This window comes from Minwuia sp. IMCC3060 (assembly GCF_029909435.1).
Taxonomy (GTDB): domain Bacteria; phylum Pseudomonadota; class Alphaproteobacteria; order Minwuiales; family Minwuiaceae; genus Minwuia.
Genome location: NZ_CP123782.1, coordinates 996983 through 1012384 on the forward strand (window position 1 = coordinate 996983; position 15402 = coordinate 1012384).

Genomic DNA, 15402 nt, shown 5'->3' on the forward strand with positions numbered 1-15402 from the left:
GCCTCAGAGGCCGAAGACCAGCAGGTACAGACCCAGCATCGCGGTGAGCCAGAATACGCCGGTGCCCGGTTTTGATGTCTGACTGACCAGCCCGCCGGGACCTCCCAACTGTCCGGCGACCCCGATCACGCTATTGACCCAGCCGCGCATGCCACCCGTCAGTGCACCGGAAGTCTCCGTGCCCCATTCCACTGTCGCGCGCCAGACCCGGTGCAGGGCGCGGCGGAAGATCCAGTCGGCGTCCAGCAGGGTCGAACGCATCTCGGCCGGGTAGAGGCCAGTTCGCATCAGCCAGGCAACACCCAGCCCCGAGAACAGCACCAACTGCATCTGCGTCACGATGTGGGAGCCGGTATAGGGCTCGTAGTCCGTCTGATAGGGCAGGATGTCATAGAGGTAGCCCGGGAAGAGGCCGATGCCGATGCAGAGGGCCGCGGAGACCCCCATTGCCAGCAACATGTTGAAAGGTGCCTCGTTGCAGGTCTTCTGCGTCTGCTTCGGCCAGGCGAAGAACGCGAAGTAGGGAATCTTGATGCCCGTGGTGACGAATACGCCGACAGAGGCGAACAGCAGCATCGCCCAGACGAACCACATGCCTTCCCCGGCAGCCGCCGAGATGATGAGCGACTTGGAAACGAAGCCGGAGAACAGCGGGAACGCCATCGACGCCGCACCGACGATGCAGAATCCGGCCGTCATCGGCATGGATTTGTAGAGCCCGCCGAGTTCTGTCGCCTTGACGGTGCCGACCCGGTACAGGACCGCGCCCATCGTCATGAACAGAAGCCCCTTGTAGAGGATGTGGGAGAAGGCCTGGGCAGCGGCACCGTTCAACGCCAGTTCCGTGCCGATGCCGATGCCGATGACCATGAAGCCGAGCTGGTTGTTCAGGCTGTAGGCCAGCACCTTGCGCAGGTCGTTCTCCACCAGCGCGTAGAAGATCGGGAACGCGGTCATGACGACGCCGATCCAGATCAGTTCCTCCTGCCCCGGGAAGCCGCGCGCCAGGGTATAGATCGCCATCTTGGTGGTGAAGGCCGACAGGATGACCGTGCCCGTCACCGTCGCCTGCGGGTAGGAATCCTGCAGCCAGTTATGAAGCAGCGGGAAGGCAGCCTTGATGCCGAAGCCGAGGAAGATCAGCAATCCGCCCGGTGCGTCGAGACCGATGTTGCCGAACTCGACCGACCCCGTGCCGCGCCAGTGGATGATCAGCCCGCCCAGCAGCAGCACGCCGGAGGCAATCTGGACGATCAGATAGCGGATACCGGCACGGAAGCTGGCATCGGTGCGATTGGCGAAGATCAGGAAGACGGAGGTGACAGCCGTCAGCTCCCAGTAGATGAACAGGCTGATCAGGTCGCCGGCGAAGATGGCACCAACGGCCGAGCCCATGTAGGTCAGCGCGGCGACATCCTGCATCCGGTCGCGCACATGCAGGTGGAAGATTCCCGCGATCAGGGCCGCGATGTAGAAGATGTAGCCCCAGACCAGGGACAGGCTGTCGATACGGCTGCCGACCAGTTCGGCGCCGAACAGGGTCATGACCGCATGATCGCCGTTCGGCACGTCGATCAGCTGCCAGAAGCCGACAAACGGCAGCACCAGCATCAGGACCTTGCGGCCATGGTGCGGCAGCACGGCGGCGAGGACACCGCCGAGCAGCAGGATCAGTCCTGGCGGCAGATCAGTCCACATCATCGTCGTAATAGTCCTCATCCCGCATCACGGCCTTGCGCAGCAGTTTCGACAGCTGCACCAGAACGATGCATCCCAGCAGGCCGAAGAAGCCGTAGAAGTTCGGCAGGTACTCGACATCGAAATAGCCGTGCTTGTGATAGACATGCCAGAGCATGTCCGCGATGTCCGCCAGCCCCAGCAGCACGCAGAGACCGATCAGCACATGATAGAGCCGCTGCACCACCGCCGGACGGTCCAGGGCGTATTTCTCCGGCTCCCTGAAATCGGGTGACGCGCTCATTGGCCGCCTCCGGTCATGGTGATGGGCAGCAGGAAGTCGAAGATCTCCTGCGCCATGAAGAACAGCACGACGGTCAATGCCGCAGTGATGCAGATGGCGATCAGGCAGGCCAGCGGCGCCTCCTGCACCTTCACGGGGCCGTCACCGGCACCCGGTGGCCGCAGCATGAAACCGCGCAGCGGAATCGGCATCAGATAGGCGACGTTCAGCAGCGAACTCAGGATCAGCACCCCAATGATGAACTGGAACCCGGCATCCGCGGCACCCACCATCAGCAGGAACTTCGACCAGGATCCGCCCAGTGGCGGAATGCCGATCACCGACAGCGCACCGATCATGAAGCAGAACATCGTCACCGGCATGATCCGCCCGATGCCCTTCATGTCGGAGATCTCCGTCTTGTGCAGCGCGACGTAGATTGCACCGGCGCAGAAGAACAGCGTGATCTTGCCTGCGGCGTGCATGGCGATGTGCATGCCGCCGCCGACGACACCCATTGCCGTGCCCAGCGCTGCGCCCAGGATGACATAGGAAAGCTGGCTGACTGTCGAATAGGCCAGCCTGCGTTTCAGGTTGTCCTGGTTCATGGCGATCAGGCTGGCGAGGGTGAGGGTGATCGCAGCGGCATAGATCAGCCAGTTGGTGGCGCTTTCCGTCGTGATCAGTTCCAGACCGAAGACATAGACAATGATCTTGATGACCGTGAAGACGCCGGCCTTCACCACCGCCACCGCATGCAGCAGGGCGGAAACGGGGGTCGGCGCGACCATGGCCGCGGGCAGCCACTTGTGGATCGGCATCAGCGCTGCCTTGCCGACGCCGTACATGTAGAGCGCCAGCAGCAGACCTGCCGACAGCCCCTGCACCTTGCCGGTCAAGGTTCCGCCCGGCACGAAGTCCAGGGTTCCGGTCAGGTTCCAGGTCCAGATGATCGCCGGCAGTTGCAGGCCGATGGAGGTGGCGATCAGGATGCCGAGATAGGTGCGGCCGCCACGCTTCGCGTCCTCCGTCCCCTTGTGCGTCACCAGTGGATAGGTCGACAGCGTCAGGATCTCGTAGAAGATGAACAGGGTCAGCAGGTTGCCTGCGAAGGCGATGCCGATGGCGGCACTGATCGACAGGGCGAAACAGGCATAGAACCGGGTCTGGCTGGTCTCCTTGTTGCCGCGCATGTAGCCGATGGAATAGATCGAATTGACGATCCACAGCGTCGACGCGATGGCGGCAAACATCATCCCCAGCGGTTCCACCGTGAAGTTGATGGTCAGGCCGGGCAGCAGTTCGAACAGGGTGACGGACGGGCGCGCGCCGGCCTGGATCGCGGGAAAGATCGACCAGACATTGATCGCGTTCGCCGTGGCGGTGACCAGCGTCACCGCCTCCCGCAGGTTCGGAATGCGTCCGGTCAGCACGATGCCGACCAGGCCGATGATCGGGATCAGCAGCGCAAGCTGGATATGGGTCTCGATGCTCATGGCGTGACCCCCAGCAGCGACTGCGCGGCGGCACGGGCAATATCAACGGAGTATCCGGTCTCCAGCCCGAAATAGAAGCAGCCGATAGTCAGCGCCCACAGCGGCAGCAGCATCGACAGCGGTGCCTCCGTGATCTCCTGATTGGCAGCGGGGTCGCGGAAATAGGCCACCTCCACGATGCGCCAGACATACATCACGGCGAGCAGGGAACTGGCGAGCACCATGGCGGCAATCGCGTAGCCCGCCGTACCGTGCTGCAGGGCCGCCAGGATCAGGTACCACTTGGAGATGAAGCCGACGGTTGTCGGCACGCCGATCAGGCTGAGGCCCGACAGGACGAAGGCCAGCGTGGTGAAGGGCATGGTCTTGCCGATCCCGGCCAGCCTGTCGATATGCATCGATCCGACACGCAGGAAGAATGCACCCGCGGCCATGAACAGGGCTGCCTTGGTGATCGCATGGTTGAACAGATGCACGATACCGGCGGTCAGGCCGTCGACGCCGCCCAGGCCGATACCGGCGACCATGTAGCCGATCTGCGCGATGGACGACCAGGCGAGCAGCCGTTTCAGGTCTGTCTGGAAGATCGCGACGGTCGAGCCGACAAGGAAGGCCACGACCGCGAAAGGCAGAAGCAGGGTGGCGAAATCGAGATCGGCGAAGGCCGGAATCTCGCCGAAGACAGTGAACTGGAACCGCAGCAGAACGTAGATCGAGACCTTGGTGGCCGTCGCCGACAGGAACACACCGACCGCACTGGGACTGTAGGCATAGCCGTTCGGCAGCCAGAAATGCGCCGGGAACAGGGCGAACTTCAGCGCGATGCCCACTGTCAGGAAGGCGGCGGCGGCCCTGACGGATGTGGTGTCGGATACGGGCCCGAGACGCTCGGCCAGGTCGGCGATATTGAGGGTGCCGGTCATGATGTACAGCAGGCCCACACCGATCAGGATGAAGGTCGCGCCCAGTGTGCCCAGCACAAGATACTGGAACGCCGCCGTCAGCGCCCGTGGATCACGGCCTGAGGCGAGCAGCATGTAGGTGGAGAGCGAGGATATCTCCAGGAAGACGAAGATGTTGAAGGCATCGCCGGTGATCGTGATGCCGAGCATCCCGCAAAGGCACAGCAGCCATCCGGCATAGAACAGGTGATGCTTGTCGCGTGGCACCTCCCGCTCCACCGACCGCAGGGCATAGGGCAGGGCGATCAGCGAGATACCGCTGACGATCAGCAGCACGAAGGCATTGATCGTGTCGACCCGGTACTCGATTCCGAAGGGCGGCGCCCAGCCACCCATCTCGTAGGAGATCACGTCACCGCCAAGTACCTGCATCAGCAGGTTCGCCGAAATCCAGAACGTCGCGGCGCTGACCAGCAGGGCAAAGGCCCAGGGACCATTGCGGAACCTCAGGAAGGTACAGATCGGGGCCGCGACCATGGGCACCACGACCTGCAGCGCGGGCAGGTTGGCCATCAGGCTGAAACCGGCGCTGGCGGCGGTGCTCATGCCTCTTCAGCCCGCATCAGCTCTTCCTCGTAGAGCGCTTCGGCCTCGGCAATCTCGTCTTCCTCGACGGTGCCATAGGCTTCCTTGATCCGCACGATCAGGGCGAGTCCGATGGAGGTCGTGGCGATGCCCACGACAATGGCGGTCAGGATCAGCACGTGCGGCAGGGGGTTGGAGATCGGCTGCGTCAGACCATCCCCCAGGATCGGCGCGGTGCCGCCCCAGATCTTGCCGGAGCTGATGTAGAGCAGGAAGACACTGGCCTGGAAGATGTTCAGGCCAACGACCTTCTTCACCAGGTTGCCACGGCTCATCGCGATGTAGACCCCGGCCGTCATCAGGATCGCGAAGACGTAATAGTTGAACTGACCGAGCCACTCCATCATTGCGGCGACCCCGTCATTTCTTCCTCATCCTCGTCATCTGCCTCGTCGCTTTCCAGTTCGCGCGTGACCTGCAGGCGTCCCGCGAACTGATAGAAGATCGTGATCATGACGGCGGCGACGGTCACGCCGACCCCGAACTCGATGATCAGGATGCCCAGGTGCTGGCCATGCACCGGATCGTGGCTGTCCAGCGCGCTGTAGTTCAGGAACTCGGCCCCCAGCAGCAGTGTCGCGACCCCCACCCCGGCGTAGATCAGCAGGCCGAATGCGACCAGGAAGGACACCAGACCCGGCGTGACCACCCGGCGGGCCCGGTCGAGGCCGTAGATCAGCGCATAGAGGATGATGCCAGCCGCGAAGATCACCCCAGCCTGGAAACCGCCGCCGGGGCCGAAATCACCATGGAACTGGACATAGAGACCAAACAGGAGAATGAAAGGAATCAGCAGCTTGGCGAGGATGCGCGGGACCAGATGCTCGATCATCAGGTGTCATTCCCCTGATCATCACCGTTCCGCCGACGGCGCCGTCGTGCGCCGATGACCGGCATGGAGGAGAGCAGCATCATCACGCCGATTCCAGCCGTGAAGATCACCGTGACCTCCCCGAGCGTATCGAAACCGCGATAGCTGGCGAGGACGGCGGTAACGATATTGGGGACATCGATCTCCACTGGAGTCCGTTCGATGTAGTAGGGCGCGACATGCACCTGAGTGGGCGTGCCTGCCGCGCCGACGTCCGGCATGTCCTGCATGCCCCAGAGCAGCACGGCACCCGTGACCAGTGCCACGAGCATTGGCGTGAACTGGAACCGGAAGGGAATCTTCTCGCGACGGCTGTCGATCAGGGCCAGTGTTCCCAGTGACAGGATGGTGGAGACGCCTGCACCCACAGCCGCCTCCGTGAAGGCGACATCGACCGCATCCAGCAGGGTGAAGACCATGGCCATCAGCAGGCTGTAGATGCCGGCCAGCATCACGACGCCGAACAGGTTGCGCAGCCGGATGATGCCGAAGGTCACCACCAGCAGCAGACCCAGCAGGACGACGTTGATCAGGGCTTCCCACTCGCCGACACTCATGCCTTGTCCCCTTCACCATCGGTCAGGTCATGATCCAGCTTCGGCTTCTGCGCGGCGAAGAAGGCCGCGTGTCCGATGGAGTAGGACGCGATGGGGCTGGTGAACCAGAGGAAGATCAGGACGAGCAGCAGCTTGACCGCAATCAGCCATTCACCGGCAACCAGCGACGGTATCGCCAGTCCGGCCAGAACCAGGAAGGTGGCGAGCGTGTCTGTGATGCTGGCGGCATGCAGACGGGTGTAGACGTCCGGCAGGCGCAGTGTGCCGTAGGCACCGACGACCGTCAGGAACGCGCCGGAGATCACCAGCACGCCGGAGGCAATGACGTGCCAGTCCATCATGACCTCACCCGGGACTGGCCGAGGTCGCGGTACCGGAAGTACTTCAGCACGGCGATGATGCTGATGAAGTTCATCAGGGCATAGACAAGGGCCAGGTCCAGAAATTCGGGCCTGCCCGCCAGATAGCCCATGACGGCGAGCAGCAGCACGGTCTTGGTGCCGAACATGTTCGCGGCCATGACGCGGTCCATCAGTGTGGGGCCGAGCAGCGCGCGGATGATGGCAAACAGCATCGCGACGAGCAGTCCCAGTGCGGCAACACCGTAGATCATGGTGTCTGGTCCTCCTGCGCCCGCCGATGCAGCCGGTCGCTTTCCAGCGCGGCGCAGCGGCGATTCATGTCATCGCTCAACACGCCTTCCGCTCCCTCCCGCGACAGGGAGTGGACCAGGATGCCCTTGCCGTCGTCGATGTCGATGGACAGGGTCCCCGGCGTCAGGGTGATCGAGTTGGCGTAGATGACCCGGCCGAGGTCGGTGCGCTGCATCGTCCGGGAGCGCACGAGCGTGGGGGAAATATCGGGATTCGCACGCAGCAGGCGGCGGATGACGTCGATATTCGCCTTCACGATCTCGATGAAGAGCCAGGGCCAGTAGACGATGATGCGCCAACCCAGTTCCAGCGGCGTGCCTTCATGATCCACCACGTCCATGCGCCAGGCGATCAGGACGCAGAGCAGGCAGGAAGCCGCACCGAGCCAGAACAGCAATGCGTGGTCGTAGATGCCTGACAACAGGAGCCATGTCGCGGCCAGAACGACCAGCAATCCCAGAGCTCGACCCACGAATGCCCCCTCCTGACGCCTTGTTTCCGGCCCGACGTTTCGATGGCCGCAACCTAGCTTGACGATAGCCAGTGACGCAACAACGGAGCAGGGGCGTGATGGTGATCACGGTATTGTTTGTCCCCACGGCACCGGACTGTTAGCCTGAAAGAAAAGCGTAACAGGCAGATGGTAGCGCGATGTGGGGGAATGAGGCAGGGGAACGCACGATAGATGCGGCTGCGATGGAAGTGCGCGGTCACCTCAAGTGGTTCAATTACGTAAAGGGTTACGGCTTTGTCACGGCATCGGACGGGCGGGACGTGTTCCTGCATCTGTCATGCCTGCGCAAGGCGGGACTTTCATTCATCGATGAGGGCGCGGAGATCTGGTGCGAGGCCACGGAAGGCCCGCGCGGCCTGCAGGCGCATACGGTGCTGCAGGTCCGTCCGGCCAATCGGGAGGCCGTCGACCAGACCCCCCAGCAGATGCAGGCAGGCAGCCCCGCGGTTGCATCCGCAAACCCGTCCGGTTCCGATTCGGTCGCTCCGGGTCGTGGTCGCGGGTCCGGTGCGAATGATGATTCACCGCTGGAGGAACATGTCGCCACGGTGAAATGGTTCAACCGCATTCGGGGCTATGGCTTTCTGAGCATCAGCGACGATGACCCGGATGTCTTCATTCACATCGAAACACTGCGGCGCGTCGGCCTGACCGTCGTGCAACCGGGGGAAACCCTGCGTGTGATGGTCCAGCGCAGCCAGAAGGGCTTGCTGGCGCGGGAGATCAGGCTGAACGCACAGGGCGCGGACTGAAGACGCGGACCTGAGATGCGGGTTCGAGGCGCGGCGGGGTTCAGTCGGCGTGTGACAGGATGTTGAGCAGCCTGCCGAAGGGGTCGCGGACATGGAACCGCCTGACACCCCAGGGTTCCCTCACGGGGCCGTATTCGATCTTCACGCCTGCTTCGACCATGCGCTGGTACAGCCCGTCCAGATCATCCACCTCGATCGACAGATCCGGAACCCCGGTGCCTGACCCGCCACCGGATGCGAAGCTGACCTGCTGCGGCGAACCGGGGGCGGTGGCGAAGGTGCTGATCCAGCCCTGATCCATGACCTTCACCAGACCCAGAATGTCGCCGTAGAAGGAATCCGCATCTCCGGGACAGTCGGTCGCGATGTTCGCGACGATCCGTTTCACGCTCAAATCTTGGTCTCCTTGTCGCCCAGCGCCTCGGCCAGACGCGCAACGGCACTGCCCGGTCGCAGGGGTTGCTGCTGCGACGCGTCAGGGGTCCAGCCGGTAATCTGGATGACCTGAAACGTTGCCGGGACGCGACCATCGGGGCCGGCGAACTTCTCCCCGTAGAGTGCCATGGCACGCATCAGGGTCTCCCGGCGCAGGAAGGTGTGGCGTCGCTGGTGAACCACATTCTGCTCCCCCATGCCGCGCAGGTCCTGCAGCAGACGGAACGGGGTGCCATAGCTGACCGTGATCGTGTCGCTGTCGGTGACCGGCAGGGCGAACCCGGCGCGCTGCAGCAGTGCCCCGGCATCGCGGATGTCGGCAAATGGCGAGACCCGCGGGCTGACGCCGTTCTCGATCTCCAGTTCCGCGTCCATCAGGGACTGGCGCAGTTCGAAAAGGGTATCGCCGCCAAGGATCGCGACCAGCAGCAGCCCGTCCGGTTTCAGGGCCCGGCGCAACTGGACCAGCGCGCCCGGCAGGTCATTCACCCAGTGCAGCGACAGCACGCTGAAGACCAGATCGACGGACGCTTCGGCAATCGGCAGGAACTCCTCGTCCCCCACCAGTCCCGGTCCGGGGGCCGCGAAGGCAGGTGCAAGATCCATCGTGATCCTGCTCTCGACCTTGCGCCCCGGGCCGACCAGTTCCGGCGGCAGACCGCCGCGTCCGCCGACAACCAGCGCCCGCGCGAAGGTCCGGTCCACATCCATCAGACGGTCAGCCAGCCTTTCGGCAACTTCCCGAAACAGGAAGCCGTGCGCGTCAAAGCCCGACGCCGCCCGCGCCCGGTGTCGCCGGTGCAGCGCGCGATCAAAGACGTCCATGCCTTCGGGAACCGTGTTCATGGCGTGCAGCATATGCCGCCCGGCGTCATGCGTTGCAACCATCCTGCCCCTGTCGGACAATCGCCGGATGGAGCAGGCCGCGATCAGGGCAGGGGCGAGGCAGTGGGCGCGCAGGGCGCTTGACCTGCTGTTGCCACCGCAATGCCTTGCCTGCGACCGGCAGGTGGCGGAACCGGGTCGGCTGTGCCCGCGCTGCTTCAGCCAGATCGACCTGATCACGGATCCGCTCTGTGCCCTCTGCGGTCTGCCGTTCGAGTTTGCGGGCGCGCCGGAGCGAATCTGTGGCGCCTGCGCCGCAGACCCGCCGCCCTTTACCCGCGCCCGTGCTGCCGCCCGCTACGACGACCGAATCCGCGACGCGCTGCTGGGCTTCAAGCATGGTGACCGGACAGATCGGGCGGTGGGGCTGGCCCGGCTGGTGGCGCGTGCCGGTCAGCCCTGGCTGGCACAGGCGGATATCGTCACCGGGGTGCCGCTGCATCCGCGCCGCCTGCTGCACCGACGCTACAACCAGGCGACACTGGTCGCGGACCTGCTGGCCCGGGATGCCGGTGTGCCGGGCGTGCCGGACCTGATGCTGCGCACCCGCCCCACGCGCACCCAGGGCGGGTTGAGCGGCGCGGGACGGCGCCGCAACCTGCGCGGCGCCTTTGCCGTCAATCCGGCGCACAAGGCGCGCGTTTCCGGGGCGCATGTGGTTCTGGTCGATGATGTGATCACCACCGGCGCGACCGTTTCGGAATGTGCCCGGGTCCTGAAGCGCGCGGGCGCGGCGGAGATCACGGTGCTGGGGATTGCCCGCGTTGTCCGGACTGGACATGCGACCTATATCCAGTCGAAATGATCTGAACGGGTCGCGGCGGAGAACTGACCGCCGACCTTCACGAAGGAGAGCCGCACCATGAGCAACGTTGTCCTCTACACCACCGGTCTCTGCCCCTATTGCTACCGCGCCAAGAAGCTGCTGGACCGCAAGGGCGTGAGCTATGAGGAGATCGACGTGATGTTCACCGCGGGCAAGCGCGACGAGATGATCCAGCGCTCCGGCCGCCGCACCGTGCCGCAGATCTTCATCGGCGAGACCCATGTCGGGGGCTTCGATGACATGGAGGCGCTGGATCAGGCCGGACGTCTCGATCCGTTGCTGCAGGGCGCGGCGTGAGCGATACCTTCCTCGCCGCCTGCATCCAGCCGAACACCGGCACCGACTGGGAAGCCAACCTGAGCGCCTGCACGGGCTGGATCGAGCAGGCTGCCGCTGACGGTGCCCGCTACATCCAGACGCCGGAGGTGAGCAACTTCATCTACCGCCGCCGTCAGGACACGATGGCCAATACCCATGCGGAGGCGGATGACCCCTCGCTGAAGGCCTATCGCGATCTGGCCGCCCGACTGGGGGTCTGGATCAACATCGGTTCCCTGGCGCTGAAGGGGGAGGGGGAGCGGCTCGCCAACCGGTCCTTCCTGATCGCGCCGGACGGGGCCATCGCCAACCGCTACGACAAGATCCACATGTTCGACGTGGAACTGCCCTCCGGTCAGAAGTTCATGGAATCGCGGGCCTATCAGCCGGGGGAGCGGGTGAACGTCATTGATGTCCCCGTTGCCGGCGATGTGGCCATGAAGCTGGGCATGACCATCTGCTACGACATGCGCTTTCCCCACCTCTACCGTGACCTCGCCAAGGCAGGGGCGGAGGTGCTGACCATGCCGTCCGCCTTCACGGCGGAGACCGGCAAGGCGCACTGGCACGTGCTGCTGCGCGCCCGCGCCATCGAGAACGGCTGCTTCGTCATCGCCGCCGCCCAGACAGGCGCTCATGACGGTGGCCGGGAGACCTATGGCCATTCCCTGATCGTCGATCCCTGGGGCGTGGTGCTGGCCGATGCCGGAACCGATACCGGCTATGTCACCGCCGAGATCGACCTGGCGAAGGTCACCGCGTCGCGCCAGTCCGTGCCGTCACTCGGCAACGACCGGGCCTACACCCTGACGGATTGACGACCGCTTCTATCGGCGTCCACCGGCGATCTTCACCGCATCCGGGTGCGCGCGCAGGCGGGCCATGGCGAGGAAGCCCAGCAGTGGTCCGACGGCGATGGTCCAGAAGGCCCATTCCCAACCGATCAGTGCGACCACTTCCGGCAGCATGTGGATCGGGATCAGGGTCAGCAGGAAACCGATGCAGGTCTGGGCCGTGACCATGGTGCCCACCCGCTCCGGGTCCGCCAGTTCCATGACGCTGGAGGAAAACTGTGCCGAATCGGCGATCACCACCACGCCCCAGAACAGGCAGAACAGGGCCAGGATCCACGGCGGGCCGCCGAACAGGAACCCGGCGACCAGACAGCATCCGGCACTGAGACCCATGGCGGACATGGTGACGGCCGTGCGCCCGATCCGGTCCGCCAGCCAGCCGCCCAGCAGTGCGCCGATGGCACCCGCCCCCAGCACGCCGAAGGTCAGCAGGGATGCGTTCAGCCCGACACGCGGGTCGCCCGCCCCGTACCAGCGGCTGAAGGAGGCATTCAGGAACACCACCATCCAGCCCCAGACGGCATAGAGCTCCCACATGTGGCCGAAATAGCCGAGGTTGGCGAGACGCAGGGCGCGGTTGCGCCAGGCTTCCAGTACCGCGGATGGCTTGAAGGCGGCGCGGCGCATCGCGTTGGGGCCGAGTGACATGAACTGCACCAGCACACCGCCGGTCAGGGCCGCGGCGCTGGTCACCCCGAGGGTCAGCCGCCAGTCGATCCCGGCGAGAAAAGCCTGAGCCAGATGCGGTGCACCGGACCCCAGCGTCAGGGCACCCACCAGCAGACCGGTCAGCAGCCCCATGTCCGCCTTGGCCCAGGTCGCGATCATCTTCATGCCGACGGGATAACAGCCCGCCATGCTGATCCCGATGCAGAACCTCAGCACCGGCACGAGGGGCGAGGCCGGATCGATCCAGATCAGGGAGGCATTGGCGGTGCAGGCGATGAGGGCTGATGCGCCGAAGAACAACTGCGGCCGCCAGCGGTCTGCGAGGCCGAGGATGGCGCTGATCAGCGTGCCAATGACGAAGCCGATGCTGAGCATCGACGTATAGAGCGATGCCTGCAGGGAGGTGATTTCCGTCTCCGCCCGGATCGCGGGCAGGGTTGCCGCGCCCGAGAACCAGACACTCAGCACCAGAACCTCCGCCAGTGCCAGCAGCAGCACTGATCCCCATTTTCCGCTCATCCGATTCCCCCCCGTGCGCACGCTGGCACCATGTCACGATAGGGGTTTGCCGCAGTTTTGGAAATCCTGCCCGGTCGCGGGTCAGGCGGCCTTCCGGGCCTGCAGCACGCGGAAGGTGGCGGAGACCAGTGCGCAGGGTTCACCATCCGCCGTGACCTGACCCTGGGCAATGTCCACCTTGCCGCCGGACTTGATGTAGATCGGGCGGAATTCGAGCCACTGGCCGATCTGGGCGCTCTGCACGAACTCGAGATTCAGCGTGATCGTCACCAGGCTGCTGCCGTCGTTGCGCCGCTGGCGGCACGAATGACCCAGCGCATTGTCGGCGAGGGCGGAGATCAGGCCGCCATGGACGAAGCCGCGACCATTGCAGTGCTGTTCCCCCGCGCGCAGTCCGATGACAACCGCCTCATCGGTGACGCGGGACCAGAGCGGTTCCCATGGATCGGTCAGCGGACTCTTGCGGAAGTGCGGCAGGAAGCCTTCCGGCACGTTGCTTGTTGTTGCCTGTGTCATCTCAGGTTCCTCTGCTGGCTGGATCGGCTAGTCGGGTGGCCAGGAAGTCGCCCGCTTCCAGAAGGGCATCCGTCGAGCGTGAGGCGCGCGACAGGGTCATCGCACCGTCCAGCAGCGACTGCGCCATGCGGGCGTTGCGCCGGGCATGTCCCGGGGCGAAACCGCGGGCAATGAACAGGTCCGTGAAGGCGCTGCTGATTGCCCCGCTGCCTGTCTTCAGGGCTTCGGCGATGTCGGCTTCGTGCGGCACGACCTCATTGGAAAGCACCGTCAGCAGCGGCCCCTCCGACCAGCCCGTGCGTTTCAGCCAGGAGGCGCGGGCGCTGGCCATGCCGCGCAGCAGACCGGGCAGGGTCCGCCTGCTCGTGGCGGCGCGATGCAGGGCATCCGTGACTGCCTCGACCATGTCTTCCACCGCAGCGACAGCCAGCCCGGACTTGCCGGTCGGGAAATGGTGATAGAGCGACCCGCGCGGCGCGGACGCCACCTTCAGTACCTCCGCCGTCCCCACCGCCGCATAGCCGCGTTGCTGGACAAGGTGGGTGAACGCCCGAATCAGACGGTCCCGCGTCGGGGCTGTCCGGGTTCCGACAGTTCCGGCGTCGGCGTGAATGCCATCGACAATGCTCAAGATGCGTTCCTCTGGACTGATTAGTCCATTATTAGACTGATCAGTCCAGATGCGTCAACGGTCCGTCACTCCGGCAGCTGCCGTCTGCTGCGGGGCGGGGTATAGCGCTCCACCTCGAAGTTCACGGCCACCATCCAGTCGGCATAGTCAGGCTGGATGCGCTTCGCCACCTGGATCAGCTCCTGACGGAATGGTCCTTCCAGCGGCGCCCCGCGTCCCGGCCAGATACGGAACTTCAGGCGCAGGAAGCTACGGCCTGCCCGGGTGCTGAGCCGGTCCATCACCTCCGGCGCCGCGCGGAAGATGCCGGGATACTGCTCGATTGCAGCCTCCGCCATCAGGCGTACCTCGGCCTCCATCCGCTTCGCGAGTTCGGCATCCTCGGGCAGGGAAAAATCCACGAAGCAACGGACGTAGCCACGCGGATAGCAGACCACGTTGACGATGGAGCGGTTGGGCACGAAGACCTCCGCCCCCAATGGATTGCGCAGCACGGTGAAGCGCATGCCGAAACGTTCCACGACACCGACCTGGCCACTGACCTCGATCACGTCGCCGATGTCGAACAGGTCCGTGAAGATGATGGTCACGCCGCTGACCACGTCCTGAACGATGCCCTGCGAACCGAAGGCGACGGCCAGGCCGATGATCGACGCGCTGGCGACGTAGGTGGAGAGCGGCACACCGGCTTCGGTCAGCACGAAACCGAAGGCGGCGAAATAGAGCGCGAAGACAATGCTGCTGGAAACCAGGCTGATCAGCGTCACCGCCTTGGTGGACCGCCGGGCAACCCGGCTGCGCATGGCGCTGGTGCTGACATGGCGCAGCAGCCGCACGAACAGATGCACGCAGACGACACCGACCAGTGCCACCAAAACCCGTTCGGTGGATGACAGATCCTGCAGTGCCTCGCTGAGTAGGCTCATCGGCTCAGTCGAATTCGGGATCGCCCTTCATCATCCGCAGCGGGTCATAGGTCATGACCACATCGCCGTTCTGGTTGATTACCTTGTTGTCGGTACGCACCAGCGCCCGGTTGCCCTTGCTGGCCTGCTTGATCTCCGTCACCACACCCTCGACGTGGATCGTGTCACCCGCATAGGTCGGGCCGGTGACATTGACCTGACAGCCGAGGAAGGCGAGGCCGGTGCGCGCGATGGTCGCCGGAATGACCAGCCCCTCCGCCATCGACATGACCAGGGCGCCGGGTACGAGGCGTCCGGTGAAGTTCGTGTGCTCCTGCAGGTACCAGTCGCTGGTGAACAGTTCCTCCGTCATGCCGACCATGCCGGTGAAACCGGTCACGTCCTCGCCGCGGATGGTGCGGGTCTGTGTCTTGAAGGCCCAGCCGACCGACCAGTCCTGCCAGTAGAAGCCATGTCCCAGTAGTTTCATCGTC

The 15402-nt window shown here is 64.5% G+C and carries 21 protein-coding genes; 4 read left to right on the top strand and 17 right to left on the bottom strand.

What is annotated here, in order from left to right; translation table 11 throughout:
• Nucleotides 1-3: 3 nt before the first annotated feature.
• From QGV54_RS04660 to QGV54_RS04705, 10 genes are read right to left on the bottom strand one after another with little or no spacing between them, the layout of a single operon-like run.
• Nucleotides 4-1701 (bottom strand): Na(+)/H(+) antiporter subunit D, encoded by a 1698-nt coding sequence (locus tag QGV54_RS04660; RefSeq protein WP_281020072.1) that lies wholly within the window; start codon nt 1699-1701, stop codon nt 4-6.
• A complete protein-coding gene (locus QGV54_RS04665; RefSeq protein WP_281018009.1) occupies nt 1688-1981 on the bottom strand; it encodes a hypothetical protein in 294 nt (97 codons plus the stop codon). The genes QGV54_RS04660 and QGV54_RS04665 overlap by 14 nt, the downstream gene beginning before the upstream one ends.
• A complete protein-coding gene (locus tag QGV54_RS04670; RefSeq protein WP_281018008.1) occupies nt 1978-3456 on the bottom strand; it encodes a proton-conducting transporter membrane subunit in 1479 nt (492 codons plus the stop codon). The genes QGV54_RS04665 and QGV54_RS04670 overlap by 4 nt, the downstream gene beginning before the upstream one ends.
• A complete protein-coding gene (locus tag QGV54_RS04675) occupies nt 3453-4964 on the bottom strand; it encodes a monovalent cation/H+ antiporter subunit D family protein (protein WP_281018007.1) in 1512 nt (503 codons plus the stop codon). Before QGV54_RS04675 ends, QGV54_RS04670 begins: the two co-directional genes overlap by 4 nt.
• The gene (locus QGV54_RS04680; protein ID WP_281018006.1) at nt 4961-5350 is read right to left on the bottom strand and encodes a cation:proton antiporter subunit C; all 390 of its coding nucleotides are present in this window, start codon (nt 5348-5350) and stop codon (nt 4961-4963) included. The genes QGV54_RS04675 and QGV54_RS04680 overlap by 4 nt, the downstream gene beginning before the upstream one ends.
• Complete coding sequence (locus QGV54_RS04685; RefSeq protein WP_281018005.1) at nt 5347-5835, bottom strand: Na(+)/H(+) antiporter subunit B; 489 nt, start codon at nt 5833-5835, stop codon at nt 5347-5349. Before QGV54_RS04685 ends, QGV54_RS04680 begins: the two co-directional genes overlap by 4 nt.
• A complete protein-coding gene (locus QGV54_RS04690) occupies nt 5835-6431 on the bottom strand; it encodes a DUF4040 domain-containing protein (protein WP_281018004.1) in 597 nt (198 codons plus the stop codon). The genes QGV54_RS04685 and QGV54_RS04690 overlap by 1 nt, the downstream gene beginning before the upstream one ends.
• On the bottom strand, nt 6428-6772 hold the full coding sequence (gene mnhG / locus QGV54_RS04695) for a monovalent cation/H(+) antiporter subunit G (RefSeq protein WP_281018003.1): 345 nt from the start codon (nt 6770-6772) through the stop codon (nt 6428-6430). The genes QGV54_RS04690 and mnhG overlap by 4 nt, the downstream gene beginning before the upstream one ends.
• Nucleotides 6769-7044, bottom strand: coding sequence for a monovalent cation/H+ antiporter complex subunit F (locus QGV54_RS04700; RefSeq protein ID WP_281018002.1), 276 nt, complete (start codon nt 7042-7044; stop codon nt 6769-6771). The genes mnhG and QGV54_RS04700 overlap by 4 nt, the downstream gene beginning before the upstream one ends.
• On the bottom strand, nt 7041-7556 hold the full coding sequence (locus tag QGV54_RS04705) for a Na+/H+ antiporter subunit E (protein ID WP_281018001.1): 516 nt from the start codon (nt 7554-7556) through the stop codon (nt 7041-7043). Before QGV54_RS04705 ends, QGV54_RS04700 begins: the two co-directional genes overlap by 4 nt.
• Nucleotides 7557-7735: 179 nt before the next feature.
• Here QGV54_RS04705 and QGV54_RS04710 point away from each other — a divergent pair, with 179 nt between their 5' ends.
• Nucleotides 7736-8350 (top strand): cold shock domain-containing protein, encoded by a 615-nt coding sequence (locus tag QGV54_RS04710; RefSeq protein ID WP_281018000.1) that lies wholly within the window; start codon nt 7736-7738, stop codon nt 8348-8350.
• 40 nt (nt 8351-8390) lie between these two features.
• Here QGV54_RS04710 and QGV54_RS04715 read toward each other — a convergent pair whose 3' ends face one another.
• Together QGV54_RS04715 and QGV54_RS04720 are read right to left on the bottom strand one after the other, a co-directional pair.
• Nucleotides 8391-8744: a VOC family protein gene (locus QGV54_RS04715; RefSeq protein WP_348637633.1), complete on the bottom strand. Its 354-nt coding sequence runs from the start codon at nt 8742-8744 to the stop codon at nt 8391-8393.
• On the bottom strand, nt 8741-9631 hold the full coding sequence (locus QGV54_RS04720) for a methyltransferase domain-containing protein (protein ID WP_281017999.1): 891 nt from the start codon (nt 9629-9631) through the stop codon (nt 8741-8743). Before QGV54_RS04720 ends, QGV54_RS04715 begins: the two co-directional genes overlap by 4 nt.
• On the opposite strand from QGV54_RS04720, the gene QGV54_RS04725 reads away from it, so the two are divergent.
• The 3 genes from QGV54_RS04725 to QGV54_RS04735 are packed head-to-tail and all read left to right on the top strand — an operon-like array spanning nt 9630 to nt 11632.
• Entirely contained in the window at nt 9630-10475 is an 846-nt protein-coding gene (locus QGV54_RS04725; RefSeq protein WP_281017998.1) for a ComF family protein, read from the top strand. The two genes, QGV54_RS04720 and QGV54_RS04725, sit on opposite strands and share 2 nt — an antisense overlap.
• Nucleotides 10476-10532: 57 nt before the next feature.
• Complete coding sequence (gene grxC, locus QGV54_RS04730; RefSeq protein ID WP_281017997.1) at nt 10533-10793, top strand: glutaredoxin 3; 261 nt, start codon at nt 10533-10535, stop codon at nt 10791-10793.
• Nucleotides 10790-11632, top strand: coding sequence for a carbon-nitrogen hydrolase family protein (locus QGV54_RS04735; RefSeq protein WP_281017996.1), 843 nt, complete (start codon nt 10790-10792; stop codon nt 11630-11632). The genes grxC and QGV54_RS04735 overlap by 4 nt, the downstream gene beginning before the upstream one ends.
• Nucleotides 11633-11641: 9 nt before the next feature.
• Here QGV54_RS04735 and QGV54_RS04740 read toward each other — a convergent pair whose 3' ends face one another.
• From QGV54_RS04740 to QGV54_RS04760, 5 genes are all read right to left on the bottom strand, one after another.
• Nucleotides 11642-12856 (bottom strand): MFS transporter, encoded by a 1215-nt coding sequence (locus QGV54_RS04740; protein WP_281017995.1) that lies wholly within the window; start codon nt 12854-12856, stop codon nt 11642-11644.
• A gap of 81 nt (nt 12857-12937) precedes the next feature.
• A complete protein-coding gene (locus QGV54_RS04745) occupies nt 12938-13372 on the bottom strand; it encodes a PaaI family thioesterase (RefSeq protein ID WP_281017994.1) in 435 nt (144 codons plus the stop codon).
• A 1-nt stretch (nt 13373) separates the two neighbouring features.
• Nucleotides 13374-14003: a TetR/AcrR family transcriptional regulator gene (locus tag QGV54_RS04750; RefSeq protein WP_281017993.1), complete on the bottom strand. Its 630-nt coding sequence runs from the start codon at nt 14001-14003 to the stop codon at nt 13374-13376.
• 65 nt (nt 14004-14068) lie between these two features.
• Complete coding sequence (locus QGV54_RS04755) at nt 14069-14929, bottom strand: mechanosensitive ion channel domain-containing protein (protein WP_281017992.1); 861 nt, start codon at nt 14927-14929, stop codon at nt 14069-14071.
• 4 nt (nt 14930-14933) lie between these two features.
• Nucleotides 14934-15398 carry a MaoC family dehydratase N-terminal domain-containing protein gene (locus QGV54_RS04760; RefSeq protein ID WP_281017991.1) on the bottom strand — a complete coding sequence of 155 codons (465 nt, stop codon included), beginning with the start codon at nt 15396-15398 and terminating at the stop codon, nt 14934-14936.
• Between the last annotated feature and the right edge of the window lie 4 nt (nt 15399-15402).